A 21,625-nucleotide genomic window follows, 5' to 3' on the forward strand; every position below is an offset into this window, starting at 1 on the left:
ATGAGATGCACGTTTCAATCGTTCCAAGAGATGACAGGAACTACATAACGTATCCATCACGAAACGGAGGGTTACTGACCAGATTGACAGGATTTCGAGACGCCGGTGAGTAAAACGACGCATTGGCGGCGTCGATCTCCGGTGGATAATCGGGTCTGTGTCAACCCCCTACCTGCCTCCGGCCACCCAACCCGTGCGCGGTGTGGTCTGGGGCATCCACCTGGTCCTGCCGCTGCTGGGGCTCTGGCTGCTGCTCGCCCAGCCGACGATCAACATCATGTGGCACCACAACCTCAGCCACTTCTGGATGATCATCACGGTGGCCGGGATCAACGTGGTCCTCGGAGTGATGATCAGCGAGGCGTCGCGACGCCGCCAGGACGCCCGGTTGTTCCTCGTGTCCATGGTCTTCCTGAGCAGCGCCGGCTTCTTCTTCATGCACGGCCTGGCCACGCCGCAGATCATCCTGCCGATCGGCTCACTGGGCTTCGACGTGGGCCAGCAGGTGGGGCTCTCCGTCGCGGCGGCGTTCGCGTTCGCCTCGGCGCTGCCGCTGGGCGACGCGGCCGCCAAAAAGGTGCTGGACGCCCAGCACCTCATCCGGGCGGTGCTGTTCGGCTTCATGGTCGTCTGGGGCGTCACGTCGCTGGTCCCGGGGCTGACGCAGCTCAGCGAGCCGCCGCTGGCGTCGCCGGTCGACTGGCTGGCCTGGGCGTCCGTCCCCGGCGTCCTGCTGTACGGGGCGGCGAGCGTGATGATGTTCCTGCTGCACCGCAAGCGCCCGTCGGCCATGCTCATCAGCCTCATCACGGCGTACGCGCTGCTGGCCGAGGCCATGGTCGCTGGCATGTCGCAGCTCAACTGGCACCTGTCCTGGTGGGAGTGGCACCTGCTGCTCACGCTGGCCTTCGTCTTCGTGGCCTACAGCGCCTACCTGCAGTTCAGGCGGGAGGGGTCGAGCGCGGGCCTGTTCGACTCGGTGACGCTGGCGGCGACCGTGCGGCGCATCCAGCAGGACTACGACAAGGCCCTGGAGGAGCTGGTCGAGCACGTACGGCGGGGCGAGCCGCTGGCCGCGGCCCGGCTGTCGGGCAAGTTCCGGCTGAACGAGAGCCAGGTCGCGGTGCTCGACCGGGCGGGCGAGGCGCTGGCCAACGAGCGCGAGCTGTCCGGGCGCCTGGCCGCCCTGGTGTCCGTGAGCGCCCAGACCCGGGTGGGCCTGCCCGAGGACCAGCTCCTGGCCACGGCCCTCGACCGGGTGCGGCAGGCGTACGGCGACGTGAAGATCGGCCTGGTCGCGGAGGGCAGGACGGAGATCGGCTCGCGCGAGTACGAGTTCCCCGGCAACCAGCCCGTCAGGCGCGACAACCTGCTGGCCTTCCCCCTGACGGTCAAGGGCCACCTGGCGGGCGTGCTGGAGGTGCCCATCGGGCGCAGCCGGCAGGACGAGGCGCTGGCCGCCACGCTGGCCGGGCAGCTGTCGATCTCCCTCGAGAACGCCCGCCTCTACCAGGAGCTCGACACGCTCTTCCGGCAGTACATGTCGCCCGACGTGGCCAACGCCCTGCTGGCCGACCCGGCGCAGGCCGCGCTGGGCGGCGAGCTGAAGGAGCTGACCGCGCTCTTCGCCGACCTCAAGGGCTTCACGACGTTCTCCGAGAAGGTCACGCCGGGCGAGATCGTCGAGATGCTCAACCGCTACCACACGGCCGCCGTCCCCTGCATCCTCAACAACGGCGGCACGATCGTGCAGTTCGTCGGCGACGCGCTGCTGGCCCTGTTCAACGCCCCCGCCACGCAGGCGGGCCACGCGCGGGCCGCCTGCAAGGCCGCGCTGGAGATGCAGCGGGCCGCCGCCGAGGTGGCCGAGGAGATGTCGTGGAAGCGGGTGGACGACATCCCGTGGCCGACGTTCAGGGTGGGCGTCAACACCGGCCCCGCGCTGGTCGGCAACATCGGCAGCCCGGAGCTGCGCGGCTTCAACGCGATGGGCGACTGCGTGAACGTGGCCGCCAGGCTCGAAGGCATCGCCGAGCCGGGCACCGTCGTCATCGGGGAGACGACGCTCAGGCAGCTGGGACGTGGCGCGTCGGTGAACCCTCTGGGGCCGCTCAACCTCAAGGGCAAGGAAGAGCTCGTCAATGCGTACGTTCTGACTGATTTGCAATAGAAGGGTGACTCCCGTACCGCCATAATCGGGCGCATGGAGCCAGAGTCCGGCGAGTTTCTGTCCATGCTCACCGATGAGGAGGTCGCGGCCCTGCGCGCGGCCGGCCGGCCGCGACGGTGGGATCGCGGCACCACCGTGATCAACGAGGGCGACACGTCCGACTGGGTCCTCGTGCTGACGGATGGCCGGGTCAAGTGCTCGTCGCACACGAGCGCCGGCACCGAGGTGGTGCTGGCCGTGCGCGGCCCCGGCGCGCTGCTCGGGGAGATGTCGGCCATCGACGGATCGCCCCGCTCGGCCACGGTGACCGCGCTGGAGCCGATCTCCGGCATCGTGGTGCGGGACTTCTCGTCGTTCCTGGAGTCCCACGGACGCATCGCCGTGCTGCTCATGCAGCTCGTCACCGGGAGGCTGCGGGACGCGGACAGGAAGCGCATCGAGTACGGCGCGTTCGACACCACGGGCCGGGTCGCGACGCGCCTGCTGGAGCTGGCCGACCGGTACGGCGAGAAGACCAACAGCGGGGTACGCGTGGCGCTGCCCCTGTCGCAGGACGAGCTGGCCGGCTGGACGGGCGCCTCCCGCGAGGCGGTCAGCAAGGCGCTGCGCACGCTGCGCGACCGGGGGCTCATCGAGACCGGGCGGCGGCGCGTGGTCATCCACGACATCGACGGCCTGCGCAGGAGGGCCCGCTAGAGCCCGCCCGCCAGATCCCGTACGTACGCCGTACGTCATAGTGGAGGGCATGGTCGCGGTCATTCCTCACGACGCCAGCCGCTTACGCTACGCCTGGCGGGTCTGCGCGGTCACCAGCCTGGGGCTCGTGCTCATCGGCATCGCCGGCAGCACGCTCAACGTCGCGCTCCCGACGGTCGTGCGGCACTTCCACGCCGACGCCCTGGAGTCGGGCTGGATCCTCCTGGCGTTCCTGCTGGTGAACACCGCGAGCCTGGTCTTCTTCGGCCGGGTGGCGGACCTGCTGGGCAGGCGGGAGGTCTACCTGACGGGGTTCGCGATCTTCACGGTGGCCTCGCTGCTGGCCGGGCTGTCGCCGAGCGTGTGGTTCCTGATCGCGATGCGCGTGCTGCAGGCGGTCGGGGCGGCGATGATCCTGGCGAACGGCACGGTGATCATCACGGACGCGTTCCCGCCCGACCGGCTGAGCCAGGGCATGGGCGTCTACATCGGCACGTTGTCGGTGGCGCAGCTGGCCGGGCCCACGCTGGGCGGGTTGATCGCGGAGACCGCGGGCTGGCAGTGGATCTTCTGGGTGAACGTGCCCGCCGGGCTGGCCGCGCTGACCGTGGGGGCGGTGCTCCTGCGCAGGATGCCCAGGCGGCCGAAGGAGCCCGTGGACGCGCTGGGCAACGTGCTGCTGTTCGCGGCACTGACGGCGGTGCTGCTGGCCCTGTCGGAGACGGGCTCGGCCGGGCTGACCAGCCCCGTGGTGCTGACGGGGGCGGCGGTCTTCGTGGTGCTGCTGCCGCTGATCGTGCTGGCCGAGCGGCGCTCCTCGAACCCGGTGCTGGACCTGCGGCTCTTCGGCGGGCGGCTGCTGGCCTACGCGAACCTGGCCTCGTTCTGCAACGCCCTGGCCCGCTCGGCGCTGATCCTGGTGGTGGCGCTGTACTTCCAGGCGGCCAGGGGGGTGGACGCGTTCACGGCGGGGCTGAGCGTGCTGCCGGTGCCCGTCGGGATCGGGCTGGCCTCGCCGATCGTGGGCCTGCTGGGGCGGCGGGTGTCGCCGTACGCGCTGTCCATCGGCGGGGCGGTGCTCAGCGCTCTGGGGCTCGGGACCCTGATGCTGACCGCCGATCCCGCCACGCCGTACTGGGTGATCGGGATCGGCCTGTTCGTGGCCGGCTGCGGCAGCGGAACGTTCCTGACCGGCAACACCACCCAGGTCATGCGGGCGCTGCCGGCCGGCAGCCTGGGCGTGGTCAACGGGTTCCGCGTCATGATCATGAACGTCGGCATCGTGATCAGCGTCGGCCTGTCGCTCAGCGTCCTGACCGCTTCCGTGGGGCCCGGGCTGCGGGCCCAGGTGTATGCGGGCACGCTGTCCAGGCTGTCGCCGGTGGCCGTGGGACAGCTGATGGACGGCTTCCAGCGCGCGTACGCCGTGCTGTTCGCCGTGGCCCTCGCGGGTGCGCTGCTCGCGGCCCTGGCGCGTCCTCAGAGGGCGGCGGCGAGCCTGGACTCCACGTCGCGGTAGCGGGAGACCGGGATGAGGTGGACGCCGGCGAAGGCGCCCGAGTCGCGCAGGGCGAGCACCTGCTCGCAGGCCGCCTCCACCCCGGCCATGCGGTCCGCGGCCACTTTCGCGATCAGGTCTTCCGGCAGGTCGATGTCGGGGATGCTGGCGGCCAGCATCCTGGCGTGGCGCTCGCTGGCCAGCACCATGACGCCCGCGTAGACCGGCACGTCCACGGGGTGGGCCTCGCGCCAGCGCAGCTGCGCCTCCAGCGAGAAGCCGACCTGCAGGAACAGGAAGTCGGCCGCGCGCTTCCACGTGGGCAGCGAGCGCATCGAGGCCGCCGCGCCCAGCCGCAGGCCGGGCGAGAACTCCCGGGCCTCCTCGATCATCGAGCGCACGGTGAGGTCGCTGGTCCGGTTGCCGCTCGTGGGCTTGTCTCCGTAGACGAACAGGAACTGGTCCACCCCGTACGCCGCCGCCGTGAGCAGGTCGCGGCGGAAGCCCAGCAGGTTGCGGTCGCGCGAGTTGAGGCAGGCGATGCCGCGCCCGCCCATGGCCTCGACCTCGTGCGCCACCGCCACGCTCGACACCGTCGCGCGCCCGATGTGGTTGTCGGGGATGAGGAACGAGTGGGCGATCTTGCTCATGGTGCCGATCTGGTGCCTGACGTGCTTCAGATCGGGCTTGGTGGGAGGTTCGATCTCGCAGATCAGCTCGAAGGACATGATCGAGACTCTAACCTTTGGGCGCGAGCGCCTCTATGCCGCTGAGCACCAGATCGACGCCGAACGTGTCGTACAGCCCCTTCTCCGTCCCCTTGACCAGCGGTGAGGCCATCTCGACCAGGTGCGGGTACGTCTCCTCGGGCAACGACCGCAGGCCCGCCAGCTTGGCCCTGACCGCGTCCGGGCTGACGGTCTTGACGTGCATGGGGGCGTCGGCGATGGCGATGGCGCTCTGCAGCAGATATTTGCTGATCAGGCAGCTCTCGTCGATGCCGAACCCGGCGCTGCGGGCCAGGCCGAGCGACTGGTCCCAGACGGCCAGGAAGTTCGGCACCTCGATGGGGTCGATCTGCTCGAGCACGCTCTTGGCGCACGGATGCGTGCGCAGCGTCCTGATCAGCCCCTCGATCAGGTCGCGGAACTGCTCCCGCCACGGGCGCTCGTCGGCCTGCTTGGGTGCGAAGCCGCCGATCAGGTGGTCGGCCATGCCGACGAGCAGCTGCTCTTTGTTCTTGTAGTGCCAGTAGAGGGCCATCGGGGTCACGCCCAGGTCCGTGGCCAGGCGCCGGATCGTCACGGTGTCGAGCCCTTCGGCGTCACCGATCTCCAGGGCCCGCTCCGCGATCGCCTGCGCGGTCAGTTTTCCCATCACGGTTGACAACTATACGCCGTACAAGTTCAACTATACGACGTACAAGTACGGCGTATAGGAGGAAATGGCGTGCGGTGGTGGGCGTTGGTCGCGGTGACCTTGGGCACCTTCATGACTTATTTGGACAACAACGTCGGCAACGTTGCGTTGCCGACCATCCAGCGGGAGCTCGGGCTGACGATCTCGGGCCTCGAATGGATCGTGAGCTCGTACATCCTGGTCTTCGCCGGGCTGATGCTGGTCGGCGGCCGGCTGGCGGACGTGTTCGGGACCCGCAGGGTGTTCCTCGGCGGGCTGGCCGTCTTCACGCTGGCCTCGATGGCGGCGGGGCTGGCCACGTCCGGCGCGGCGCTGATCGCCGCGCGGGCCGTGCAGGGCGTGGGGGCGGCGCTGCTCACGCCCACCGCGCTCACGCTGATCAGCCAGATCTTCCCCGACCCCGGCGAGCGCGGCAGGGCCGTGGGCATCTGGAGCGCCGCGGGGGCGCTCTCCATGGCGCTCGGGCCGATCACGGGCGGCTTCATCAGCCAGAACCTGCACTGGGGCTGGATCTACCTGATCAACGTGCCGATCGGCGTGGTGACGTTCGGCCTGGGGATGTGGGCGGTCAGGCCCGCGTTCACCCGCGTGCGGCACCGGATCGACCTGCCCGGGCTGGCCACTTCGGCCCTCGCCCTGTTCGCCCTGACATATGCGCTCATCGAGGGTGAGAGTGCCGGATGGACCTCGCCGGAGATCCTGGCCGCGTTCGGCGTGTTCGCGGCGGCGGCCGTGGCCTTCGTGCTGGTCGAGGCGCGGGCCGCCGAGCCGATGATCGCGATCTCGCTCTTCAGGTCCAGGGTGTTCAGCGGCGGGCTGCTCACCAGCGGCATCTGGTCGTTCGGCGTGTTCGGGATCTACTTCTTCAGCGCCCTGTGGCTGCAGAACGTGCTCGGCTTCTCCCCCACCCAGGCGGGCGCGTCGTTCGTGCCGATGGCCCTGGTCATGGCCGTGATCGCGATCCTGTCGCAGCGGATCAGCGCGCGCATCGGCATCGGCCCCACGGTGGCGCTGGGCATGGCTCTCATGGGCTCGGCGATCTACCTGCTCTCCGGCGTGGGCGCCGGCGCCGACTACGCCGACGTGGCCCCCTGGTTCCTGCTGTACGGGCTCGGCGGCGGCATGCTCGTGCCCCTGACGGCCGCGATCCTCGGCGGCATGCCCCAGGGCAGGTCGGGCGTGGCCTCGGGCGTCCTGAACGTGTCACGCGAGGTGTTCGGGCTGCTCGGCATCACCGTGCTGGGGGCGATCCTGAGCGCCAGGCAGAGCGGCAGCGACCGGGCGCCGCTGCTCGCCTTCCTGGACGCGTACCAGTTCACGCTGGTCATCGCGGCCGTGGTGGTGCTGGCGGCGATCCCGGTCGCCCTCTATTCATTGCGAGGGAGCGCCGACGCCTGGAGGAGCGGCGGGAGCGAAGCGACCAGAGCGGGGGAAGGCGTCGGCATCGAGGGCGACCGAGCCCGCCTCACGAAGTGAGGCCATGGACACAGGCTCGTCGAACTGAGTGCGGTAGAGCTCCTCGTAGCGGCCGCCGGCGGCGAGCAGGTCGGCGTGCGTGCCGCGCTCGACCACGCGCCCGTCCTCGATCACCAGGATGAGGTCGGCGGCGCGGATCGTGGAGAGCCGGTGGGCGATCACCACGGCGGTCCTGCCTTCGAGCGCCTCCCCGAGCGCCGCCTGCACGGCCGCCTCGGAGGTGGAGTCGAGCGCCGCCGTGGCCTCGTCCAGGATCACCACCCTGGGCCTGGCCAGCAGCAGCCGGGCGATCGTCAGCCGCTGGCGCTCGCCGCCCGACAGGCGGTAGCCGCGCTCCCCCACGACCGTGTCGAGCCCGTCGGGCAGCGACTCGATCAGGGTGGCCAGCCTGGCCCTGGTGAGGGCGTCCCAGATGTCGTCCTCGGTGGCCTCGGGCCTGGCCAGCAGCAGGTTCGCCCTGATCGTGTCGTGGAAGAGGTGACCGTCCTGGGTGACCATGCCGAGCGTGTCGCGGAGCGAGTCGGCGGTCAGGTCGCGTACGTCCACGCCGCCGAGCCGTACGGCGCCCGAGTCGACGTCGTACAGCCTGGGCAGGAGCTGGGCGATCGTGGACTTGCCCGCGCCGGACGAGCCGACCAGCGCCACCATCTGGCCGGGCTCGGCCCGGAACGAGACGCCGTGCAGCACCTCGACGCCGCCGCGCGAGTCGAGCGTGGCGACCTCCTCCAGCGAGGCCAGCGAGACCTTGTCCGCCGAGGGGTAGGCGAAGCGGACGTCGTCGAACTCAACGGCGACCGGGCCCTCAGGGACCTCGCGGGCGCCGGGCTTCTCCTTGATGAGCGGCTCGAGGTCGAGCACCTCGAAGACGCGCTCGAAGCTGACGACCGCGCTCATGACGTCCACCCGGGCGCTGGCGAGCGCGGTCAGGGGCGCGTACAGGCGGGTGAGCAGCATGGCCATCGACACGAGCGCGCCGGGCGCGAGCTGGTCGCGCAGGGCGTAGAAGCCGCCGAGGCCGTACACGAGCGCCAGGGCCAGCGCCGAGACCAGCGTCAGCGCGGTGACGAAGGTCGACTGGGTCATGGCCGAGCGCACGCCGATATCGCGCACCCGCCTGGCCCGGCCGGCGAACTCGGCCGACTCGTGCGCGGGGCGGCCGAACAGCTTGACCAGCGTCGCCCCGGGCGCCGAGAAGCGTTCGGTCATCTGCGTGCCCATGGCCGCGTTGTGGTCGGCCGCCTCGCGCCGCAACCTGGCGATCCGGGTGCCCATCCGCCGGGCGGGCAGCATGAAGACCGGTAGCAGCAGGAGCGCGAGCAGCGTGATCTGCCAGGAGATGCCGATCATGGCGATGAGCGTGAGCACGAGCGTCACGATGTTGCCCGCCACGCCGGACAGGGTGTCGGTGAACGCCCGCTGCGCCCCGATCACGTCGTTGTTCAGGCGGCTGACCAGCGCGCCGGTGCGCGTCCTCATGAAGAACGCGACGGGCATCTTCTGCACGTGGTCGAAGACGGCCGTACGAAGGTCGAGGATCAGGTCCTCGCCCAGGCTCGCCGACAGCCACCGGTTGAGCAGCCCGAGCCCCGCCTCCGCGAGGGCCAGGCCCGCGATCGCGAGCGACACCACCACGACCACGTCGAGCGGCTCGCTGTTGAAGATGGCGTCCACCACCCGGCCCGCGAGCAGCGGGGACCCCACCGCCAGGCCCGCCATCACCACGCTCAGCACCAGGAACAGCGCCAATTTCCGGCGGTGCGGGCGCGCGAACCCGCCGATGCGCCGGAGCGTCGCCCTGGAGACAGGGCGACGCTCCTTCTGGTTGTTCATCGAATACAGCTGGTGCCAGGCGGTCATCTCCATGCTCATGGCATGGAACGGTATTGCCTCAAGTTAAGTTGAGGTCAAGCGCCGATCTTCTTGCCCTGGCCGTGCCAGACCACCGCGACCGACGGGCGCGGCTGGTCGCCGTCGGGCCAGTGGCTGCTGGGGTTGTCGGGGTTCGCGCCGTCGGTCTCGCCGGGGTGCTGCACCGCGACGAAGACGCTGCGCTGGTCCGCGGTCACCAGCGGGCCGCAGGTCTCCGCGCCGAACGGGACGGTGAGGAACTGGCGCAGGTGGCCGCGCTCCTTGCCGCGCACGGGCATCACGAACATGCCGTCGTTGCTGCCGAGCTGGTTGCCGTCCGTGGAGATCCACAGGTTGCCGTCACGGTCGAACGCCAGGTTGTCCGGGCACGAGATCGGCGAGACCTTGGTCTTGTCGTAGCCGGCGAAGTAGGTGTTGGGGTCGTTCGGGTCACCGCAGACCAGCGGGAGCGACCACGCGAACGTCTTCTCGCCCGCGTCGTTGCGCCGCTCGACGATCTCCAGGACGTGGCCGTGCTTGTTCGAGGGGCGCGGGTTGGCCTCGTCCACCTGGGCCGCGGTGCGGTTGGTGTTGTTGGTGAGCGCCACGTACACGGCGCCGGTGACCGGGTTGCGCTCCATGTCCTCCGGGCGGTCCATCTTGGTCGCGCCCACCTTGTCGGCGGCCACGCGGGTGTAGACCAGGACCTGGACGGCGGTCATGCCGTCCACGAACGACTTGTCGCCCGAGACCAGCGGGATCCACTCGCCCGAGCCGTCGAACTCGCCGTCGGAGGGCAGCTTGCCGCTCCCGTCGATCTCGGAGGCGGGGCTGTCGCCGGTGAACTTGGCCACGTACAGGGTGCCCTCGTCCAGCAGCGTCCGGTTGTGCCGGTCGAAGCCGGGGATGTAGCGGTTCTTGGAGACGAACTTGTAGATGTACTCGGAGCGCGAGTCGTCGCCCATGTACACGACCAGGCGGCCGTCGCGGGCCAGCGTGGTGTTGGCGGCCTCGTGCTTGAAGCGCCCGAGCGCGGTCCGCTTGATCGGCGTGGAGTCGGGGTCGAACGGGTCGATCTCCACGATCCAGCCGAACCTGTTGGCCTCCTGCGGGTGCTTGGCCAGGTCGAAGCGCTCCTCCACCCGGTCGAACCTACGGTTGCCCGACGGGGTGCCGGTGGTGATGGTGTAGCGGGTGATGTACGGCTTCTGCGCCTCGGGCACCTTGTCGCCGTTGACGAAGTACTGGTCGAAGTTCTCCTCGGCGGTCAGCACGGTGCCCCAGGGGGTGGTGCCGCCCGCGCAGTTGTTCAGCATGCCGACGGGGTTGCGCCCCTCGGGGTCGGCGGCCGTCTTGAGCAGGTCGCTCCCGGCCGCGGGGCCGGAGAACTTCATGGGGGTCTGGGCGGTGATGCGGCGGTTGTAGCGGCGACGGCCCCTGGTGACCAGCTTCCACTCGCCCGCGCCGGCCCGCTCGATCTCCACGACCGAGCCGCCGTGCGCGGCCAGCGCGATCTTGATCTGCTCCTCGGTCGCGGCGGCGCCGCCGGTGTAACCGCGGAACATCAGGGCCTCGTTGGTGTACTCGTGGTTCACCCACAGCAGGCCGCGGTCGCGGCCCATCGGCAGGAGCATCACGTAGTCGCAGTTGTAGCCGAACTGCTTGGCCTGCGCGTCGGCGCTCTGGTTGGCGAAGTCGAAGGCCGGGGCGCCGGGCAGCACGGGGTCGCCCCAGCGCACGACCACGGACGAGCGGTAGCCATCGGGGATGGTCAGCTTGTCGTCCTTGTTCGGCGCGACCGGGGTGAACCGGAGGTCGCCGGAATTCCCACCTCGGGCGAGCTCAGCGGCCTGCGCCTCGGGGTCGTCGGCCATGGCCGGCGCGGCCCCCGCGATCCCCGCGCCCGCCACGAGGGCGCCCAGCGCGCCGGCGCGCAGCACGCCGCGGCGCGACAGCGCCTCCTTCACCACGTCACCGAAATAAGCGTTGCCACTGGTGTTCGCCACGTCATGCGCGCACGCGTTCCCGCAGCGGAACTGACACGTCATCGCGGAGCGACCGCCGTTGTGCGGGGTGGAAAGCAGCGGCAGCAGCCGCCCGCCCGCGTTCCGGTTCGCCACAGATCCTCCATATATGTGCGCGGTTGTACGGCGGGGACGTTACGGCCGCTGTCAAAACCGGAGGTGAACGATGACCTCCGTCTCGATGAACGCTGCCAGGGAGACAATGGTGGGGTGCCACCACGCAAACTGGATCAGGAAAAGCTGAGATCGGCGCTCGACGGCCAGCTCGTCGCCCTCGACGAGCCTCCCTACGACGGTCCCGCGTCGGCATTGCCCGACGCGCTCGTGTCCGCCGTGCTGGCCGCCTACGACCGGGGGCTCGAGCCCGAGCGCGCCGCGGCCAGGCAGGCGGTGCGCTACCTGCTCGACCGGCTGGCGACCGCCGCGCCCGGCAGGACCGTGGAGGTACGCGTGCCGCCGTACGCCGCCGTCCAGGCCGTCGAGGGCCCCCGCCACACCCGGGGCACGCCGCCCAACGTGGTCGAGATGAACGGGCGCACCTGGATGGAGCTGGCCCTGGGCCGCCTCACCTGGGCGGAGGCGATGGCGAAGAACCTGGTGTCCGCCAGCGGGTCGCGGGCGGACCTGTCAGAGCACCTGCCGCTCTAGCCTGCTAGCCGCGGGTGCCGCCCATCCAGGGAAACTTGTCCTGGACGCACTTGTCCACGAGCGGGCTGGGCAGGTTGGCGCACTCCTGCACCACGTTCCAGAACCAGAGCGCCACGATCGCGAACAGGACCAGCGAGAGCCCGCTGATCACGATGCCGGCGATGGCGCGGCCCTTGCCGGCGCGCTTGGCGAGCGCCACGCAGCCGAAGACGATCGACAGGATGGCGGTGATCAGGCCCGTGAAGCAGACGAAAACCAGAAAGGGGCTGGCCACGCCCAGCACCAGCGACGCCGTGGCCAGGCCGCTGCCGGGCTGGGCCTGCTGGTAGGGGACGCCATAGGGCGGCGGGCTGTAGCCGGGCGGCCCACCGTAGGGGCTGGAAGGCGTCGTACCGGGAACGGTCGGCTCGGCGGCGTACCCGCCCGGGTGAGGAGCGCCGCCGACCGGCGCTCCTTGGTCCGGCGGCGGGTAGGGGCGCTGGTCCTCCTGCTCGTAGCGGGACGGCGCCGGCCTGGCCGGCGGCTCCCCCTGGGCGCCTCCCCAACCCGGGTACGTCGGGGTGGCCCCGGGGATCGGATACGCCTGGGTAGCCTCGGCGTCACCCTCGGTCGGCGGCATGGCCCGGGTCTCCTCGGCATCGCCCCCGGTGGGCGGCCCTCCGGTGGTCGGCAGGGTCTGCGTCTCCTCGGCATCGCCCCCCGTGGGCGGCGGGGTCTCGGGTGAGGTGGGCAGGTCGGGATGGGCCGGCTCACCGCCCGGCCTGGGCTCGTGCGTGGGCGGCACGTCGGGCCGGGGCACCACAGGCGGCACGGGAGCGATCGGCTCCTCGCCCTCCTGAGCAGGCTCCCGCCGCTCCTCCTCCGGCTCGCCGTCGCGCCACCATTCGGGCGCGTGCCGGCCGGGCTCTTCCTCTTCCCTACGGCCTTCGCGCGGGCCCTGGCCCGGGCGGGGCTCGTTCGGGTCCCCAGGTGTGGTCATGCCTCTCCCCGACGGCTCAACTGCCGGATACTTCACCCTTTCGCGGAGAGGGTCGGCTAAACCGCGCGACACGGTAAAAGGCTTCCGATACTTGGGTCACCATGCGCCAAAACCGCAGGCGGCGGGCAAGATGGGTGCATGCTGGAGGAGACCCTGACGTACGCGCTGATCAAGGTCATGAAGGCGCACCGCAACCAGTTGGCCGCCGAGCTGGGCCCGCTCGGGCTGCACGCCGGGCAGGAGTTGCTGCTCAACCAGCTGTGGCGGCAGGACGGCCTCTGCCAGGGCGAGCTCATCACCAGGCTCGGCGTCGAGCCGCCCACCGTGACGAAGACCCTCCAGCGTCTGGAGCGCGCCGGGCTCGTCCACCGCGCGCCTGACCCCGGCCGGGCGCGGGTGACCCGCGTCTACCTCACGGACGCGGGCAAGGCGCTGCAGAAGCCGGTGGAGGACATCTGGAACCGCCTGGACGAGGAGCTCCTGCGCGGCTTCGACCCCGAGGAGCGCACGCTGCTGGCCCGGCTCGTACGCGCCATTCCCCATTAGTCGTTTCACTCCCAGCGAAATCCCCTTGCGACCAGGACAGCCCTTCCAGTTAGCTGGCTAATTAGTCGGCTAATTGAGAGGGGATGTCTCCATGCACGTACTGATCACGGGTGGTTCGTCGGGGATCGGCGCCGCCACCGCGCTCGCGTACGCCAAGGCCGGGGCGCGCGTCACGATCACCTACAACACCGGCGCCGACCGGGCGGCCGGGGTCGTCAAGCGGATCGAGGAGGAGGGCGGCCAGGCCGCGGCCGTACACCTGGACCTGGAGGACCACGCGACCATCGCGCCCGCGGTCGCCCAGGCGGGCGAGGTGGACGCCCTGGTGGCCAACGCCGTCCGCTGGGGCACCATCATGCCCAACAGCGTGCCTTTCGAGGGCGTGCCCGCGGCCGAGTGGTCGGCGGTCATGCACGCCAACGTGGTGGCCAACGCGCTGCTCGTGCAGGCCGTGCTGCCCGGGATGCGGCGCAGGGGGTTCGGGCGGATCGTGTTCGTCTCGTCGGGCGCGGGCGAGGAGGGGCTGCCGGGGCCGGGCGCGTACGGCACCGCCAAGATGGCCCTGCACGGCATGGCCCGCGCGCTGGCCTGGGACGCCGGCAAGGACGGCGTCCTGGTGAACGTGGCCGTCGCCGGGCTCACGCTGACCGAGCGGGAGCGCCCGGTGTCACAGGAGGCGCTGGACGCCATCGCGGCCCGCACGCCCACCCGCAGGCTGTCCACCGCGGACGACCTGGCCGCGCTGATCCTTTTCCTCGGATCCGCGGCCAACCGAAACCTCACTGGAGAGATCATCCGGGACGGTTCCAACGCAGGCAGATCCAGCCACGTGGCCTGATATCGCCCCCGAGTGTGCGAGCACAGAAGCGGCCGACCTAAACTGAGCCATGTGCTGAAGGGCGACGGCCGGCTCGGCCATGACCTGGACCTCGATGACCGCGCTCCTAAAGACGCCTGTGGCGTCTTCGGCGTCTGGGCTCCGGGCGAGGAAGTTTCCAAACTCACCTACTACGGGCTGTACGCGTTGCAGCACCGCGGGCAGGAGTCCGCGGGCATCGCGGTCAGCGAGGGCAGCCGCATTCTCGTCTACAAGGACATGGGCCTGGTGGCCCAGGTCTTCGACGAGTCGGTGCTCAGCACCTTGCGCGGCCACCTGGCCATCGGACACTGCCGCTACTCCACCACCGGATCGAGCGTGTGGGAGAACGCGCAGCCCACGCTGAGCTCCACCGACGTCGGCGGCCTCGCGCTCGCCCACAACGGCAACCTGATCAACACCCCGGAGCTGGCCCAGCGCCTGGCTCCGGGCTCCACCCGCGCGACGACCGACACCGAGGTCCTGACCACGCTGCTCGCGCAGGACCGCACGCGTTCCATCGAGGACTCGGCGGCGGAGCTGCTCCCGCAGGTCAAGGGCGCCTACTCGCTGGTGTTCATGGACGAGAAGACGCTCTACGCGGCCCGCGACCCGCAGGGCATCCGCCCGCTGGTCCTGGGCCGGCTGGAGCGCGGCTGGGTGGTGGCCTCCGAGACGGCCGCGCTCGACATCGTGGGCGCCACGTTCGTCCGCGAGATCGAGCCGGGCGAGATGCTGACCATCGACGAGCGCGGCGTCAGGTCGCGCCGCTTCGCGCTGGCCGAGCCCAAGGGCTGCCTCTTCGAGTACGTCTACCTCGCCCGCCCCGACACCACCATCGCGGGGCGCGGCGTCCAGGTCACCAGGGTCGAGGTGGGCCGCGTGCTGGCCCGCGAGCACCCCGTGGAGGCCGACCTGGTCATCCCCACGCCCGAGTCCGGCACGCCGGCGGCCGTCGGCTACGCCCAGGAGAGCGGGATCCCCTACGGGCAGGGCCTGGTCAAGAACTCCTACGTGGGCCGCACGTTCATCCAGCCCTCGCAGACCATCCGCCAGCTCGGCATCCGGCTGAAGCTCAACCCGCTGCGGGAGGTGGTCGAGGGCAAGCGGCTGGTGGTCGTGGACGACTCGATCGTGCGCGGCAACACCCAGCGGGCCATCGTCCGGATGCTGCGCGAGGCCGGGGCCAAAGAGGTGCACGTACGCATCTCCTCGCCGCCCGTGGCCTGGCCGTGCTTCTACGGCATCGACTTCGCCACCAGGGCCGAGCTGATCGCCGGATCGCTGTCGGTCGAGGAGATCCGCGCCTCGCTCGGCGCCGACACGCTCGGCTACATCTCCCTGGAGGGCCTGACCAAGGCCACCACCATTCCCGCGGACCGACTGTGCAGGGCCTGCTTCGACGGCTCCTACCCGATCCCCATCGACCAGGACAACGTGGGCAAGTTCGTGTTGGAGAGCAAAGCGTGAGCGAGCGTAGCGAGCGAACCAATGAACACAGCAGCACTGTGCTCACGCTGCCGACGAAGGAGGCTGCGTGAGCACCTATGAGGCCGCCGGGGTCGACATCGAGGCGGGCGAGCGCGCCGTCGACCTGATGAAGAGCAAGGTCGCGCGCTCGCGGCGGCCCGAGGTCGTCGACGACGCCAGCGGGTTCGCCGGGCTGTTCGACGCCTCGGCCCTCCTGCGTTACGAGCGGCCGCTGCTCGCCACCTCCACCGACGGCGTCGGCACCAAGGTCATGATCGCCCAGCGGTACGGCAAGCACGACACCATCGGCATCGACCTGGTCGGCATGGTCCTCGACGACCTGGTGGTGTGCGGGGCCGAGCCGCTCTTCATGACCGACTACATCGCCTGCGGCAAGGTGGTGCCCGAGCGCGTCGCCGAGATCGTCGGCGGCGTGGCCGAGGGCTGCCGCCTGGCCGGGGCCGCGCTGGTGGGCGGGGAGACGGCCGAGCATCCCGGTGCCATGGGGCCCGACGAGTACGACCTGGCGGGCGCCGGGACGGGCGTCGTGGAGGCCTCCGCCATGCTGGGGCCCTCCCGGGTCGTGGCGGGTGACGTGGTGCTGGGGCTGGCGTCCTCCGGGATCCACTCCAACGGCTACTCCCTGGTCCGCCACGTGCTCCGCGAGGCCTCCCTGTCGCTCGACGCCGTCCTGCCCGAGCTGGGGCGCCCGCTGGGCGAGGAGCTGCTGGAGCCGACCCGCATCTACTCCCTCGACTGCCTGGAGCTGACCCGGGCCGTCGACGTGCACGCCTACGCCCACATCACCGGCGGCGGCATCGAGGGCAACCTGTCACGGTCGCTGCCGAACCACCTGGACGCCGTGCTGGACCGGTCGTCCTGGACGCCGCCCGCCGTCTTCGGGGTGCTCGCCGGGCACGGCCAGATCGCCCAGAAGGACCTGGACCGTACGTTCAACCTCGGCGTCGGGATGGCGGCCATCGTGGCCGCCGACTCGGCGGACGAGGCTGTCAGGGTGCTCGGGGCACGCGGGCTGGACGCCTGGGTGCTCGGGGAAGTGGTCCCGGGCGAGGGCCGCGCCCGCTACCGGTAGCCGTCACTCAGATGCCCAGCTTGGCGGCGATGCCGTCGAGGACGTACTCGAGGCCGGTCTCGAACCGCCAGAGCACGTCGTCCTTGCGGGCGGCCGTCATCAGGTAGCCCTCGAAGGTGGGGTAGCGCCCGGTCTGGATGTGCCAGGTCATCTGCGGGGCGAGCTCGGTGCGCAGCTCGCCCCCGTCGGCCCAGCCCTGCTGGTCCATGAAGCTCTGCACGGCGATCTCGTACGCCATGGCGCCGTTCGCGTAGGCGTCGACGGCGCGGAACACGCTCATCATCGTGTCAGGGTCGAGGCCCGACCCGGCCAGGGCCGACAGGGAGCGTTCGGTGACGGCCATGCGGCGCGGGGTGATCGCGAGCATGGCCTGCGGGGACAGCTGAGCCAGCCACGGGTGCCGCAGCATCATCTCGCGGGTGCCGTGCCCCAGGGCGCGCATCGTCTCGCGCCAGCCGAGGCCCTCGGGCAGCCGCAGCTCCTCGTAGACGTGGTCGACCATCAGCTCCAGCAGCTCGTCCTTGCCTGACACGTACCGGTAGGGCGCCATGGGCGCGACGCCCAGCTCGGTGGCCAGGCGGCGCATGGTGACCGCGTCCAGGCCCTCGCCGTCGGCGATCCCGGCCGCGGCCGTGGCGATGCGCTGCGGCGTGAGGGTCTGCCGCGGGGCGGGGGCCGGACGTTCCAGGCGCGCCCAGAGCGGTTCGCGCGGTTTCTCTTTCTCGACGGCCATGTGGCTCCCCTTCCGTTCCCGATACAGCGTATCCGAAGTAGACAACGTACATTCTCGTGTGTACGTTGTATCTCGCTGAATACGACGTACACAACTGGAGCCCTCATGAACGACAGCCCGCTCAAGGTCGCCGTCATCCTCGGCAGCACCCGCGACGGCCGCCTCGGCACAGTCGTCAGCAACTGGATCGTCGGCCGGCTCGACCAGCGCGGCGACATGGCAGCCGACCTCATCGACCTGGTCGAGACGCCGCTGCCGACCGTCTTCCCGGTCCTCGGCCAGCCCCCGGCCTCCCAGGAGGCCAGAGACCTGCTGGCCGCGGTGTCACCGCGGATGGCGGCGGCCGACGCCTTCGTGATCGTCACGCCGGAGTACAACCGCAGCTTCCCGGCCGCGCTGAAGAACGCCATCGACTGGCACGGCCCGGAGTGGCACGCCAAGCCGGTCGCCTTCGTCTCCTACGGCGGCTTCTCCGCCGGGACGCGCGCGGTCGAGCAGCTCCGCCTGGTCCTGGCCGAGCTGCACGCGGTCACCATCCGTGACAGCATCGGCTTCCAGCGCGTCTGGGAGCAGTTCGACGGCGAGGGCAGGACGGTCGACCCGGCCGTCGAGCCCGCCACCAAGGTGATGCTGGACCGGCTCGCCTGGTGGGCGCAGGCCCTGCGCGAGGCCAAGGCCGTCCGGCCGTACGCGGCGTGACGCGCCATGACCCGATCTCTCTACGTCGGCGTGTTCGGCCTGCTGCTCGGCATGTTCCTGGCCATGCTGGACGGCCTGATCGTGGGCACCGCGCTGCCCACGATCGCGGGCGACCTCGGCGGCCTGGACCGCCTGCCCTGGGTGGTGACCGCCTACCTGCTCGCCGCCGCGGCCACCACCCCGATCTGGGGCAAGGTCGGCGACCTGTTCGGCCGCAAGGCGACCTTCATCAGCGCGATCGCGCTCTTCCTGGCCGGGTCGGGGCTGGCCGGCCTGTCGCAGGACATGGGCCAGCTCATCGCCTTCCGCGCCGTGCAGGGGCTCGGCGCGGGCGGGCTCATGGTCGGGGCGCTGGCCATCATCGGCGTGCTCGTGCCGCCCCGCGAGAGCGGCCGGCTGCAGTCGATGATCGGCGTCATCATGCCGATCGCGTACGTCGGCGGGCCGCTCCTGGGCGGACTGCTCACCGACTACCTGAGCTGGCGCTGGACCTTCTACGTCAACCTGCCCGTCGGCGCCGTGGCGCTGCTGATCATCTCCACCCGGATCCACCTCCCGCCTGCCGAACGCGTCAAGCCCCGCATCGACTACGGCGGCGCGGCCCTGCTCACCACCGCCATCGTGGCCATGACTCTGCTGGCCGGCTGGGCGGGCACCACGTACGCCTGGACCTCACCCCAGGTCCTCGCCCTGGGCGCGCTCTCCGTGCTCGCCCTGGCAGGATTCGTCGCCGTCGAGCGCCGGGCCGCCGAACCGGTCATCCCGCCCCGGCTGTTCGCCGACCGCGGCTTCACCCTCGCCCAGGTCCTCAGCTTCCTCGTCGGCGCCGCCATGGTCAGCGTGACCAACTACCTGCCCCAGTACATGCAGTTCGTCCAGGGCGCCTCGCCGGCGGCGGCCGGCATGCTGCTGCTGCCGCTGATGTTCGGCATGCTCGCCGCGCAGCTGGTCACCGGCCGGCTCATCAGCCGCGACGGCCGCTACCGCCGCTATCCGATCCTCGGCGGCGCGCTCATGACCGCCGGGTCGCTGGCCCTGCTCCTGCTCGACGCCTCCACCCCCGCACCGGCCGCCTCGGCGCTCACCCTGGTCATCGGGACGGGGATCGGCCTGGTGATGCAGAGCACGACGCTCATCACGATCAACGGCGCCGACCCGCGCGACATGGGCGCGGCCAGCGGCACGGTCACCCTGCTGCGCACCGTCGGCGGATCGCTGGGGATCGCCGTGCTCGGCACCCTGTACGCGGCCCGGATGCGTACGGAGCTGACCGCCCGCCTCGGCCCCGGCCAGGCCGAACGGCTGGAGCGGGGCGGGGAGCTGACGCCCGGATCGCTGCCGCGCCTGCCCGCCCCGATGGCCGACGCCGTCCGCGAGGCCGTCATCAGCGGCCTGCACGCCCTCCTCCTCGGCGCCGCCGCCCTCGCGGCGATCTCCTTCGCGATCGCCTGGCTCATCCGCGAGATCCCGCTCCGCACCGAAACCGCACCCCGGCCCGACTCCGAACCGGCGCCCCTGCCCCGGAAAGGCTGAGTCAAAATTCCCGCGACAGCGGGATCCGCGTCCGGAAAAAGGGAATCGCGCCGATAGCGGGCACTGCGATTCCAGAGGGGGCCATGAACGGATTCTATTGGGGATTCGCCACGGCGGCACTGGCGGCCACGGCCTTGACGATGGCCCGCAGCTCCGGGACTCGCGCGGCTCTCCGCGCCATATTCAGGCGCCCGCTCGGCGAGCTGACCCTGATCGTGAAAACCGGGACCACACTCGAGTCCCAGCAGGGGGCACGGCCCGCCATGGAGGAAGAGGTCATCCCCATAGATGAGCTGATCATCAAGATCGAGGAGGACCGGAGCAGCCCGGTGGCGCGTCACCACCGATACGCGGGAGGGCCGGAATGAGCCCGGGCGGCGGCGCGACGACCGTGGACCGGAATTTCCGGCTCGTGTTCTTCGTGGTGCTCGGCTTCACGGTCCTCTTCGTGGGCGGCGCGATATATACGGGGCTTTTCATCGAAAATCCCACCGACTCGCAGAAGTCAACGATCGAATGGCTGCAAAGAGCCGCGTGGGCCGGTCTGGGCGTGATTTTCGGGTTGCTCGGAGGCAAAACAGTTTGATGATGGCCAGCCTGATCCTGCTCGTGGCGGCGTTCCACTTCGACCTCCTCGCCGGCCAGTGCCACAGCAGACCGGGTTTGCCCTCTTTCGTGCGCCACGACTCGGCCGGCGTGATCACGTGAGACTGCTCAGATGGCTGAACCGGTTCGCGGGCGGCGGGAACCCATGGCCCTCCAAGACGTTCTAACGTGCAGATCGACCCGAGGAGATCTGCGTTGAAAGACCTGTTCCCGTACCTCCCGCTGCTGTTTGTGGTGTTCGGATTAGTGATCATCCTGGTTGCGATCAGAGGGATCATCAACGGCAAGCGGTTCGTACGGCAGGCGCAGCGGGTGCAAGGCGTGGTCAGCGACGTCCGGACCAGGTTCACGGGACAGGGCGAGCGCTTGAGGGCGAACCAGTGGCCGGTCCTGACCTTCACGACCCTGGAGGGGCAGGAGATCACCACCGAGGCGGCGACCACCTCCGACCTCGGCACCGGCGATGAGACCGAGGTGCTCTACGACCCGCAGGACCCGACCACGGCCGTGCCCGCGCAGGACGCCGGCGGCAGCTACGGCGGCATAGTCGTCGGGCTCATCGCGGTCGTGATCGGCGTGGTCTTCTTCTTCGGCTTCTGGGACGGCGGCAGTAAGAGCGGGTGCGAGATCCAGCGCCCCGACGGCTCCCTCGAGAGCGTCGCCTGCCCGCCCGGCATCGGAACCGGCGGATGACCGGCTCGGACTGCTCGGGGGCAAACAGTTTGATGCCGGACGGTGCCACTCGCCGCCGCCGACACGCCACGGCATTGCAGGAAATCAGGTCAGCTCTCGCGGCTCGGCCGGGCGTGAGGCTCAGGCAATGATCGCAGGGCATGGGGCTTCGCCAGGCCGACCACGTCCCGCGATGCATGGGCCACGAATTGAGTAAGCAGGTGGTCGCTCTGCTTGACCTTCACGTCGAACTCCGATCGCGACAGGGTGGGACGCATTTCATCGATCGTCTCCAGCACGCTCCGAGCGCAGGCCGTCACGTCGTTGTCGCCGGCGATGATCTGGGCGCGGAACAGGGCATGCAGGGCTGCTCCTTGGGCGCGGTCGCTCTCGGCACGCGCTTCACGATAGGTCGGCCCGTCACGATCATCCTGTTGTCTGTACCAACGCGTGATCCGCGCCTGTCGGTAAGTAGTCGAAGCGGCAGCGAAGGCTCCATATGTCTCGATCCGCTCTTCGCGGAGCTTGGAGTCTCGGGACCGTATCTCCATCTGGTCGGTCGTACGGCGCTGTAACCAGTGCGTGACGATGGACCCTAAAAGGGTTCCCATTATGGCGACGACTCCTGCCAGCACAGCTTCCATGAGCTCATGGCATCA

Annotated in this window: 22 protein-coding genes; 15 read left to right on the forward strand and 7 right to left on the reverse strand. The window is 70.3% G+C overall.

Annotated features, from left to right (window positions below; translation table 11 throughout):
* The first annotated feature begins 157 nt into the window (after nt 1-157).
* The 3 genes from ACIBI9_RS50125 to ACIBI9_RS50135 are packed head-to-tail and all read left to right on the forward strand — an operon-like array spanning nt 158 to nt 4,385.
* The gene (locus ACIBI9_RS50125) at nt 158-2,170 is read left to right on the forward strand and encodes an adenylate/guanylate cyclase domain-containing protein (protein ID WP_397234088.1); all 2,013 of its coding nucleotides are present in this window, start codon (nt 158-160) and stop codon (nt 2,168-2,170) included.
* Nucleotides 2,171-2,203: 33 nt separating this feature from the next.
* Nucleotides 2,204-2,866 carry a Crp/Fnr family transcriptional regulator gene (locus tag ACIBI9_RS50130; RefSeq protein ID WP_394501147.1) on the forward strand — a complete coding sequence of 221 codons (663 nt, stop codon included), beginning with the start codon at nt 2,204-2,206 and terminating at the stop codon, nt 2,864-2,866.
* A gap of 49 nt (nt 2,867-2,915) precedes the next feature.
* On the forward strand, nt 2,916-4,385 hold the full coding sequence (locus ACIBI9_RS50135; RefSeq protein WP_397234090.1) for an MFS transporter: 1,470 nt from the start codon (nt 2,916-2,918) through the stop codon (nt 4,383-4,385).
* Here ACIBI9_RS50135 and ACIBI9_RS50140 read toward each other — a convergent pair.
* The gene (locus ACIBI9_RS50140; RefSeq protein ID WP_397234092.1) at nt 4,346-5,092 is read right to left on the reverse strand and encodes a methylenetetrahydrofolate reductase; all 747 of its coding nucleotides are present in this window, start codon (nt 5,090-5,092) and stop codon (nt 4,346-4,348) included. The genes ACIBI9_RS50135 and ACIBI9_RS50140 overlap by 40 nt on opposite strands.
* A gap of 10 nt (nt 5,093-5,102) precedes the next feature.
* The gene (locus tag ACIBI9_RS50145; protein WP_397234276.1) at nt 5,103-5,741 is read right to left on the reverse strand and encodes a TetR/AcrR family transcriptional regulator; all 639 of its coding nucleotides are present in this window, start codon (nt 5,739-5,741) and stop codon (nt 5,103-5,105) included.
* A gap of 96 nt (nt 5,742-5,837) precedes the next feature.
* On the opposite strand from ACIBI9_RS50145, the gene ACIBI9_RS50150 reads away from it, so the two are divergent.
* A complete protein-coding gene (locus tag ACIBI9_RS50150; RefSeq protein ID WP_397234278.1) occupies nt 5,838-7,259 on the forward strand; it encodes a DHA2 family efflux MFS transporter permease subunit in 1,422 nt (473 codons plus the stop codon).
* Here ACIBI9_RS50150 and ACIBI9_RS50155 read toward each other — a convergent pair.
* Together ACIBI9_RS50155 and ACIBI9_RS50160 are read right to left on the reverse strand one after the other, a co-directional pair.
* Nucleotides 7,155-9,128 carry an ABC transporter ATP-binding protein gene (locus ACIBI9_RS50155; RefSeq protein WP_397234094.1) on the reverse strand — a complete coding sequence of 658 codons (1,974 nt, stop codon included), beginning with the start codon at nt 9,126-9,128 and terminating at the stop codon, nt 7,155-7,157. The two genes, ACIBI9_RS50150 and ACIBI9_RS50155, sit on opposite strands and share 105 nt — an antisense overlap.
* Nucleotides 9,129-9,163: 35 nt before the next feature.
* The gene (locus ACIBI9_RS50160; protein WP_397234096.1) at nt 9,164-11,227 is read right to left on the reverse strand and encodes a PhoX family protein; all 2,064 of its coding nucleotides are present in this window, start codon (nt 11,225-11,227) and stop codon (nt 9,164-9,166) included.
* A 114-nt stretch (nt 11,228-11,341) separates the two neighbouring features.
* On the opposite strand from ACIBI9_RS50160, the gene ACIBI9_RS50165 reads away from it, so the two are divergent.
* Nucleotides 11,342-11,779, forward strand: a complete 438-nt coding sequence (locus ACIBI9_RS50165) for a sterol carrier family protein (protein ID WP_397234098.1) — start codon at nt 11,342-11,344, stop codon at nt 11,777-11,779.
* A 4-nt stretch (nt 11,780-11,783) separates the two neighbouring features.
* Here the strand turns inward: ACIBI9_RS50165 and ACIBI9_RS50170 are convergent, their stop codons facing one another.
* Entirely contained in the window at nt 11,784-12,758 is a 975-nt protein-coding gene (locus tag ACIBI9_RS50170) for a hypothetical protein (RefSeq protein WP_397234100.1), read from the reverse strand.
* Nucleotides 12,759-12,896: 138 nt separating this feature from the next.
* On the opposite strand from ACIBI9_RS50170, the gene ACIBI9_RS50175 reads away from it, so the two are divergent.
* The 4 genes from ACIBI9_RS50175 to purM all read left to right on the forward strand — a co-directional run bounded on the left by ACIBI9_RS50175 (nt 12,897) and on the right by purM (nt 16,723).
* A complete protein-coding gene (locus tag ACIBI9_RS50175; RefSeq protein ID WP_397234102.1) occupies nt 12,897-13,304 on the forward strand; it encodes a MarR family winged helix-turn-helix transcriptional regulator in 408 nt (135 codons plus the stop codon).
* 91 nt (nt 13,305-13,395) lie between these two features.
* Complete coding sequence (locus ACIBI9_RS50180; RefSeq protein WP_397234104.1) at nt 13,396-14,142, forward strand: SDR family NAD(P)-dependent oxidoreductase; 747 nt, start codon at nt 13,396-13,398, stop codon at nt 14,140-14,142.
* 51 nt (nt 14,143-14,193) lie between these two features.
* Entirely contained in the window at nt 14,194-15,630 is a 1,437-nt protein-coding gene (purF, locus tag ACIBI9_RS50185) for an amidophosphoribosyltransferase (RefSeq protein WP_397234106.1), read from the forward strand.
* Nucleotides 15,631-15,697: 67 nt separating this feature from the next.
* Nucleotides 15,698-16,723: a phosphoribosylformylglycinamidine cyclo-ligase gene (gene purM / locus ACIBI9_RS50190; RefSeq protein ID WP_397234108.1), complete on the forward strand. Its 1,026-nt coding sequence runs from the start codon at nt 15,698-15,700 to the stop codon at nt 16,721-16,723.
* Between the two features lie 7 nt (nt 16,724-16,730).
* Here the strand turns inward: purM and ACIBI9_RS50195 are convergent, their stop codons facing one another.
* Nucleotides 16,731-17,456 (reverse strand): TetR/AcrR family transcriptional regulator C-terminal domain-containing protein, encoded by a 726-nt coding sequence (locus ACIBI9_RS50195; RefSeq protein ID WP_397234110.1) that lies wholly within the window; start codon nt 17,454-17,456, stop codon nt 16,731-16,733.
* A gap of 105 nt (nt 17,457-17,561) precedes the next feature.
* Here ACIBI9_RS50195 and ACIBI9_RS50200 point away from each other — a divergent pair, with 105 nt between their 5' ends.
* The 6 genes from ACIBI9_RS50200 (at nt 17,562) to ACIBI9_RS50225 (ending at nt 20,987) form a co-directional block, all read left to right on the forward strand.
* Complete coding sequence (locus ACIBI9_RS50200; RefSeq protein ID WP_397234112.1) at nt 17,562-18,155, forward strand: NADPH-dependent FMN reductase; 594 nt, start codon at nt 17,562-17,564, stop codon at nt 18,153-18,155.
* Nucleotides 18,156-18,161: 6 nt separating this feature from the next.
* The gene (locus ACIBI9_RS50205) at nt 18,162-19,688 is read left to right on the forward strand and encodes an MDR family MFS transporter (protein WP_397234114.1); all 1,527 of its coding nucleotides are present in this window, start codon (nt 18,162-18,164) and stop codon (nt 19,686-19,688) included.
* 83 nt (nt 19,689-19,771) lie between these two features.
* Nucleotides 19,772-20,056, forward strand: a complete 285-nt coding sequence (locus ACIBI9_RS50210; RefSeq protein WP_397234116.1) for a hypothetical protein — start codon at nt 19,772-19,774, stop codon at nt 20,054-20,056.
* Complete coding sequence (locus ACIBI9_RS50215; RefSeq protein WP_397234118.1) at nt 20,053-20,274, forward strand: hypothetical protein; 222 nt, start codon at nt 20,053-20,055, stop codon at nt 20,272-20,274. The genes ACIBI9_RS50210 and ACIBI9_RS50215 overlap by 4 nt, the downstream gene beginning before the upstream one ends.
* Entirely contained in the window at nt 20,274-20,396 is a 123-nt protein-coding gene (locus ACIBI9_RS50220; protein ID WP_397234120.1) for a hypothetical protein, read from the forward strand. Before ACIBI9_RS50215 ends, ACIBI9_RS50220 begins: the two co-directional genes overlap by 1 nt.
* Before the next feature lie 93 nt (nt 20,397-20,489).
* A complete protein-coding gene (locus ACIBI9_RS50225) occupies nt 20,490-20,987 on the forward strand; it encodes a DUF3592 domain-containing protein (RefSeq protein ID WP_397234122.1) in 498 nt (165 codons plus the stop codon).
* Nucleotides 20,988-21,076: 89 nt separating this feature from the next.
* On the opposite strand, the gene ACIBI9_RS50230 is transcribed toward ACIBI9_RS50225, so the two are convergent.
* Complete coding sequence (locus ACIBI9_RS50230; protein WP_397234124.1) at nt 21,077-21,610, reverse strand: hypothetical protein; 534 nt, start codon at nt 21,608-21,610, stop codon at nt 21,077-21,079.
* Nucleotides 21,611-21,625: the final 15 nt, after the last annotated feature.

This window comes from Nonomuraea sp. NPDC050451 (assembly GCF_044458585.1).